Annotated in this window: 9 protein-coding genes; all 9 read right to left on the bottom strand. The window is 30.3% G+C overall.

Going from position 1 to position 6511, the window contains the following annotated elements; genetic code table 11:
- Nucleotides 1–292: 292 nt before the first annotated feature.
- The 9 genes from ACLUJM_RS12260 to ACLUJM_RS12220 all read right to left on the bottom strand — a co-directional run bounded on the left by ACLUJM_RS12260 (nt 293) and on the right by ACLUJM_RS12220 (nt 5907).
- A complete protein-coding gene (locus ACLUJM_RS12260; protein WP_412412927.1) occupies nt 293–568 on the bottom strand; it encodes a hypothetical protein in 276 nt (91 codons plus the stop codon).
- Between the two features lie 124 nt (nt 569–692).
- A complete protein-coding gene (locus ACLUJM_RS12255) occupies nt 693–884 on the bottom strand; it encodes a hypothetical protein (protein WP_094224365.1) in 192 nt (63 codons plus the stop codon).
- 614 nt (nt 885–1498) lie between these two features.
- Entirely contained in the window at nt 1499–2998 is a 1500-nt protein-coding gene (locus ACLUJM_RS12250; RefSeq protein ID WP_412412926.1) for a minor capsid protein, read from the bottom strand.
- Nucleotides 2976–3218, bottom strand: coding sequence for a hypothetical protein (locus tag ACLUJM_RS12245; protein WP_412412925.1), 243 nt, complete (start codon nt 3216–3218; stop codon nt 2976–2978). The genes ACLUJM_RS12250 and ACLUJM_RS12245 overlap by 23 nt, the downstream gene beginning before the upstream one ends.
- On the bottom strand, nt 3190–3831 hold the full coding sequence (locus tag ACLUJM_RS12240) for a hypothetical protein (protein WP_294685714.1): 642 nt from the start codon (nt 3829–3831) through the stop codon (nt 3190–3192). The genes ACLUJM_RS12245 and ACLUJM_RS12240 overlap by 29 nt, the downstream gene beginning before the upstream one ends.
- A gap of 71 nt (nt 3832–3902) precedes the next feature.
- Nucleotides 3903–4094: a hypothetical protein gene (locus ACLUJM_RS12235; RefSeq protein WP_294685713.1), complete on the bottom strand. Its 192-nt coding sequence runs from the start codon at nt 4092–4094 to the stop codon at nt 3903–3905.
- Between the two features lie 3 nt (nt 4095–4097).
- Nucleotides 4098–4910, bottom strand: a complete 813-nt coding sequence (locus ACLUJM_RS12230) for a polymorphic toxin type 50 domain-containing protein (RefSeq protein ID WP_412412924.1) — start codon at nt 4908–4910, stop codon at nt 4098–4100.
- A gap of 414 nt (nt 4911–5324) precedes the next feature.
- Nucleotides 5325–5522, bottom strand: a complete 198-nt coding sequence (locus tag ACLUJM_RS12225; protein ID WP_294685709.1) for a hypothetical protein — start codon at nt 5520–5522, stop codon at nt 5325–5327.
- Nucleotides 5523–5709: 187 nt separating this feature from the next.
- Entirely contained in the window at nt 5710–5907 is a 198-nt protein-coding gene (locus tag ACLUJM_RS12220) for a hypothetical protein (protein WP_412412923.1), read from the bottom strand.
- Between the last annotated feature and the right edge of the window lie 604 nt (nt 5908–6511).

Here is a 6511-nt window from a genome sequence, read left to right as displayed (position 1 = left end):
GAAGAACTTTTTGGTTTCTTACCATAGGTGTTGCATTTGAATTGACAATTCGTCTACTAAAAAAAGCACCTCTAACGTCTCACAACTGTAAGGAGTTAGTGTGCTCTATTTTCTCTTATTCTTTTTTTGTTTTTTCTTCTTTTCTTCTTCTAGATATTTTTTATACCCTTCTTCTAGCATTTTTTTTGCTTTAATATTATTTTCATGTGTATTTAACATATTATTCCTCCAACAACTCTATCCCTTTAACTTTCAACATCTTAGATTAGTAATGGTTAGTGTGCTATTAATTTTATGCTAAAAGATAACCTCTAGCTTTCTTGTATTTTTCAACTCTTTTAAAGTCTTTTTCTATAAGACATTTCAACCTATTTAGATTCATATTATCTTCTAAATCCATTAGTTTTACTTTTCTTGCAATGCTGTTACTTTTTATATTTTTTACATAATCCATGTATGCTACATTTTCTGGATGCGTAAGTTTAATCAAAGCATCTTTTTGTTCAGAGTCAAGAAATTCAAAATCATTAATTGTATATTTGTCAGAATCTTCTAAAACATCGTGCAACAGTGCAACTATCTTTTATCGCCTATCACTTATTTTCTTAGAAACCCTTAATGGATGTAAAAAGTAAGCATGTCCGCCTTTATCTTTTTGTCCTTTATGCGCATTTAGCATAATAAAAAAAGCTCTAAGATAGTTGAGCATAATATTCTTCCTTTGTTATATCTTCGGTATATATCGACCCCAAATCAATCTTAGAATAGAAGTCATTAAATATTTCCTTACCATCTTTTATGCAGTAATACATGCCACCTTCACATTTCACATATTTTTTATAATCTGGACAATAATAATATACAGTTGGCGTTTTAAACTTCATAATTATTTAATCCTTTTTACATTCCTAGGAATAGGGATTTTATTACTCAATTCTATCATCGCATTTCTAAGACTATCCCATTCTTTCTTATCCTTAACTTTATCTAACACTCTTTGTTTCTCGTATTTTTCGTGTAATCCATGTTTTTTTACATAATAAGACTTATCAGTATGATATTGTAATTCAAATATTATACCATTTTTGTTTTTAACTAAAGTGTTAATTCCTTTATACGCAACATTTTGCTTGAAAGTATTTTTTACTTTAATAATATTATACCCTTTATCAATAAGAGTGCCAAGCGTGTAGCTAACTTAAATTTACTGATATCAAATACAGTTTCCCTCTTTAAAACTGCATACAAGTATGTCAGAATTTTGAAAACAATAACATTATAATCATCCTTTGCCAAAACACATCCACCTCCTAAAATTTTGTACTAAAAAAGCACATCTACCTTCTTACAGCTGTAATTAGTTAGTGTGCTTTATTTTCTCTTATTCTTTCTTTTTTGTTTTTTCTTCTTTTCTTCTTGCTCTGCTTCTTTAATTAATTTTTTCCATATCTCATTAGCTTTTTTATTGTTTTCGTGTGTATTTAGCATATATGTCTCCTTAATAAAGTTTTATTCCTTCGTATTTTTCAATTAATTTTTGTATGACTTTATTATACCCGATTGTCTCATTTCCTACAATTAAATTCTTATATTTTTTTATAAGTCTATTGTAAAAAATAGCTGTTTTTTTGTAGTCGAAATAATTTGTTTTTTGTATAATACTGACATCTCCATTATGTTTTACAATACTCATGTATTCTACTTTATGAGTTGTAAAATAAGCCAAATCCTGATTAGAGAAAAATTCATTATTCGGATGATTGTGAAGTATAAATTTCTTGTTTTCTGCTCCCAAATCCAGACTACTTTTATCTCCATATACTTTTTTAATCTCACCGTCTAAATCATCAAACATATATGCAACTTTCATTGAATTATTCTTATCTCTAGCTTCTTTCAGTAATTTTTTATGATATTCATTTATTTTTTTATTTTCAGATTCCGATAAGCTTGGAATATACGGTGTTTTTAATTTCTCTATGGTTTTATCATTTATTGGATAAATATTATCATTAGCTCCGCTACTCGCTTTATTTTCTTTGTCAAAATAGTCCCCATACAGTTTCTCATACCTATCTACATAATCATCTGGTATAACCACGCTAAAACTACTACGACAATTCACATGCATTGGTGGAAAGTTTATCCCGACCTCACGATCCTTGAGTTTAAATATCTCCCCGTCCAAATCCTTGCACACATCACTTGTTTTTCTATCTATAACAGCTACATACTCATACTCATCATATAGCTTAGAATCATCAAATGTCTTCATCATAGCTTCATTATTGATTCTTGTACCTTCAGTTCGTACGATTCTCTTAATATCCGCTCTTGAGCGATTAACAAACCTCTCAGACATTTGTTTTACAACTCTATTGAAACTGTCGCCTCTTATAATAGACGTCCTAAAATCATTAGTTAAGTAACTAATAAGCTTACTTTTATTTTCCCAGATTCTATCACTGTAATCTTTCTGTTGAGTCCATTTCTTATTAATTAATAGCTCAGCACTCTCTTTATCAAAACTAAGCATAGTTCTTCCAAATCCCATACTATCTGCCATCTCATAATAAGTATCTCCGTATAAATCTACCAAATAATCATGTAATCTATCAACTTCTTTAGCGCCAATTTCTAATTGTTGCAACTTTATAGACTCATTAAGTCCTTCTAGCCTTGTCAACTTATAAATTGACTTTCTGACATCAGTTAAGTGCTTATATTGTGGGTATTTCTCAATAAAATCATCAAATCTTTCATATAATAATTTTCTGTCAACACTGCTTAATCTAGTTAAAAGTGATCTGTATTCAATAACATTATCCTTACCATACCTGGCAAAATATTCGGCAATTTCTTTCCCAAGTTTATGAGATTCTTCTTTGTAAAATTGAGTGAGCTTTTCGATTAACTTAGCCTCATCTTTTTCTAAATTATCCCACAACTCTTTTTGTCTTTTACTTGAATACTCATTATACTGGTTTAGATCCTTCATCTACTACCCTCATAAAACCATCAAAACCCTCAACATCTTTTCTCTTATTTTCAATCTCATCTTTTGCATCATCCTCAATACTTCTTCCAGTAAATATCGTGCCAAGAGATGGATTTGTCTTATACCAAAGCTCTACGTCATTAACATCTGATTCTTCATCAATCCCCCACTCGGCCCAGCCTGTGTTTTTACTACCACCATCGATAGCATTGTTTCTCATATTTTAAAAAAACAGTACCGGCTGATACTGTCGTTGGAGGTGTTCCTATGAATACCGTCTGTGGATTTTTACTAGAAGTAACCACGTATTTAAGAGCAGATTGTTGGTCATCGGTGTATTCTTGAGCCTCATCAATAACAAGTAAATCATATCCTTCACCAAGACCACCTGTCGATGTTATTGTTCTAAACTTTAAAACACCACCGTCAACAAATCTTATCTCTTCATTTCCTTTAGCTTTTAAAGTTGTAAAATTTTCGTCGTTGACATAACCCATAGGCTCCAGCACTTTAATAATTCTCTCCCAAGCGGTATGTGATGTATTAGTTCTGTGTGCTGTATGGAGCATTTCCTCACCTTTTAAGAGACCATATAACTCACGAATAAGAACAACCTCATTTTTACCATTACGACGTGGAAGAGAAAAACCAAATTTTGTATGAGTCCATAAGCCATCATCATAATTAGCCAATATATGATTAATTAAGTTTTTCTGCCATTGCTGAGCCTTTCTCCCAGATTTTTCGTACCATTCAATGGCACAATCTCCGTATGTCTTTTCGTAGGGCAATAAAACAGCTGTTGTTGGGTTTTGATTACCAAGTCTTGTCATTACCCCCTTAAAATTTTGCACTAAAAAAGCACCTCTAATCTATTACAAATGTAATTAGTTAGTGTGCTTAATTAGTCTAATATTTCTATCGATTTGATGTCTGATTCATAAAAAACCCAAATATCTCTATCAACTCTCATCTCTATACCATCTTCTTCGACTTCATAGTCATCTTTTGCACAATAGTGTGCATATCCATCATAACTATTTCCGTTTATATCAGTTAATCTAATATATTTCGTATTGTATTCTAATAATTTCACATTCTACTCCTTTATTTTATTGTATGTTGGAATTAAATGCGCTCCACTCTTACTATAGTCTATAGTAAATCCATTTATTGGTTTATTCGTGTAAATATCTATCCCATAACTTCTAATAGAATCCAAATCAATTAATTCGAAGTTATGCTCATTAACTCCATTTCTTCTTCTAAATTTCCCAGTCATCTTGTAATCATTATACAACTTTTCTACATTTATGTCATCATAAAAATAGCTTTTATTTTTCCCAGCAGTTGATTGCATATGCCTTTTCTGTTTATCAAAATTAACCTTATCTTTCCATATCCCTTTATTGAAATTATTTTGAATAAACACGTGATCCATTAATTTCTCATATTCTTCAATATTCTCATATTTCAGTTTTTGAAAGGCACTTAAAGATTTGGGCATTTTATCTTTTCCTAACACAGAAATATATTGTTTATACTGCAATGAATCCTCATGTCTGTTTAGTGCTCTTATATCCTGTAATTCTTGTGCTTTTTTAATTCTATCATTACTAAAATTAGAATTACGCTTTCTTTTAGTATGCACGTTTTGTCTACTATTTTTATCTGGGACATACTCCACAGTGCATCTACAATGCCTATGACGTCTGAACACATCAGTTCCAGAATTGCTAACATCATAATATTCATGTGATCCAACTAACTTTCTACACCAATCGCAGCAATTTCCGTGTTCTTTTCTTACAATCTTTGGAGATAGACCCAAATTACTATGAAATTCTGCATTAGTTTTAACTGTATCATCAACAACAGCTTGAGTGAAATTTGTTATAGGTTCTTTTAACACCCATTTTGTTTTGTCGAATTTATCCTCGCTAACTCTGTTTATGATACCTTCAATTCTGTCTTGATTAATTTTCGGTTTTAAACCCTTAATATTTAAGTCAGCTTGTCTGTTTAAACTCGTTTGAGTGTCTGAGGCATATGTTGTACCAATTCATAGTTTTTTCTCAATGTAGGCTCTATAATTCGCTTAGCAATATTATAATACATAGTCTCATTAGGAAGTACTCCTTCTGATATATTTTATAAATAACACTCAGATAAAATACCACCTAACCTCATAGCGTATTCATTAGAGCTCATATGATTACTTTTCTTTTCGAATAAAAGAGTTTCAAGTTTTTTTATCTTTTCATCTTTTTTAAATTTATTCTGAAATGATTTTTCAATCAAATCTAACAAATCAGGGACTATATCCTTATCGATTATCTTTTACCTCTAAGCCAGTAAGTTTTCTAACAGTCTCACTATCGGCAAATCCTGGAATAGCTTGGTTTAATTTAATCAATCCGTCACCGACCAAATTCAAAGTAGATGCATCAGACTCAAATACCGGATCCCATTTTACTGTAGCTTTGTAGAATTGACTTCTCTCATAATCGAATTCATCTCTCATACTACTAGCAACATATCCAACATTTAAAAAACCACTACAACTAATTAATTAAATATTGTGTCGAGTTTTATGGGTACACATCATATTCCGGAATTTGGGTTCCAGGTCATTACTACATAATGCTTAATTTATGATAATAAATAAGCACATCTAACACATTACAATTGTAATTAGTTAGTATGTTTTTTTAGTATTCAAATATTTTGTCTAAAATATTTTCAGCTATCAAACCATCTTTCGTTATTTTATAATCTTTATCAAATCCATTAATTTGCAAAAAATTAGATACGGCATCTTCCATTTCGAATATATCATCATCATTTAAATCAAAAGTTTTTTTCAATTTGAACTTTTTCAAAAATTTTATTTCTTCATCTGTAAACATTATTTCCCACCTTACTCAAATTATTTTCTTAACCTGAAACTTTTTCTCCAAGATGTTATTTTTTTGTCTCTAAATTAATAATAACTTTAGCATTTTTACCAACGTATTTTCGGCTCAATTTTCCCTTTTCATCAATTTCTAAAACTCGCGTATAAATGGTCGTTTAGTTCATCTAATACATCATTATCTGACACATTTCTTTATTATCTCCTTTTCCCCTGTGTGTTCTGTCTTTTCTATTGTATCTTTATTATACCGTGAATCATCTTCTTCGGCGCTGATATAATACTCCGCTATCTATCATATCCAATATCAAATACATAATTATTAAGACAAGCATATGTAATTCAGGCTGAAAAATCTACAATCCATGTATTTGATGTAAAACACTTTGAAAAAATCTAGCTTAAATTCACTAACATCAAATGCAGTTTTTATGAAACTTATCTATCAATTTTAAATTTATCAGATTATTTTATAAAATTATATAAAAAAACGGTTCAACTTTAATGATTAATCATTAAAATTGAACCGTACATTTCTGGTGCAGGAAAGAGGACTTGAACCCCCACGTCAAAGACACTAGATCCTAAGTCTAGCGCGT

The organism is Finegoldia sp., assembly GCF_046991905.1.
Classification (GTDB): Bacteria; Bacillota; Clostridia; order Tissierellales; family Peptoniphilaceae; genus Finegoldia.
The sequence above is the reverse complement of the archived record's forward strand: the minus strand, read 5'-3'. Positions and strand labels throughout refer to the sequence as shown.

Bases quoted from the DNA above. Each gene is read 5' to 3' on its own strand.
- ACLUJM_RS12255 (WP_094224365.1), bottom strand. From the start codon at position 884: ATGAAGTTTAAAACGCCAACTGTATATTATTATTGTCCAGATTATAAA.
- ACLUJM_RS12250 (WP_412412926.1), bottom strand. From the start codon at position 2,998: ATGAAGGATCTAAACCAGTATAATGAGTATTCAAGTAAAAGACAAAAA.
- ACLUJM_RS12245 (WP_412412925.1), bottom strand. From the start codon at position 3,218: ATGAGAAACAATGCTATCGATGGTGGTAGTAAAAACACAGGCTGGGCC.
- ACLUJM_RS12240 (WP_294685714.1), bottom strand. From the start codon at position 3,831: ATGACAAGACTTGGTAATCAAAACCCAACAACAGCTGTTTTATTGCCC.
- ACLUJM_RS12225 (WP_294685709.1), bottom strand. From the start codon at position 5,522: ATGAGAGATGAATTCGATTATGAGAGAAGTCAATTCTACAAAGCTACA.
- ACLUJM_RS12220 (WP_412412923.1), bottom strand. From the start codon at position 5,907: ATGTTTACAGATGAAGAAATAAAATTTTTGAAAAAGTTCAAATTGAAA.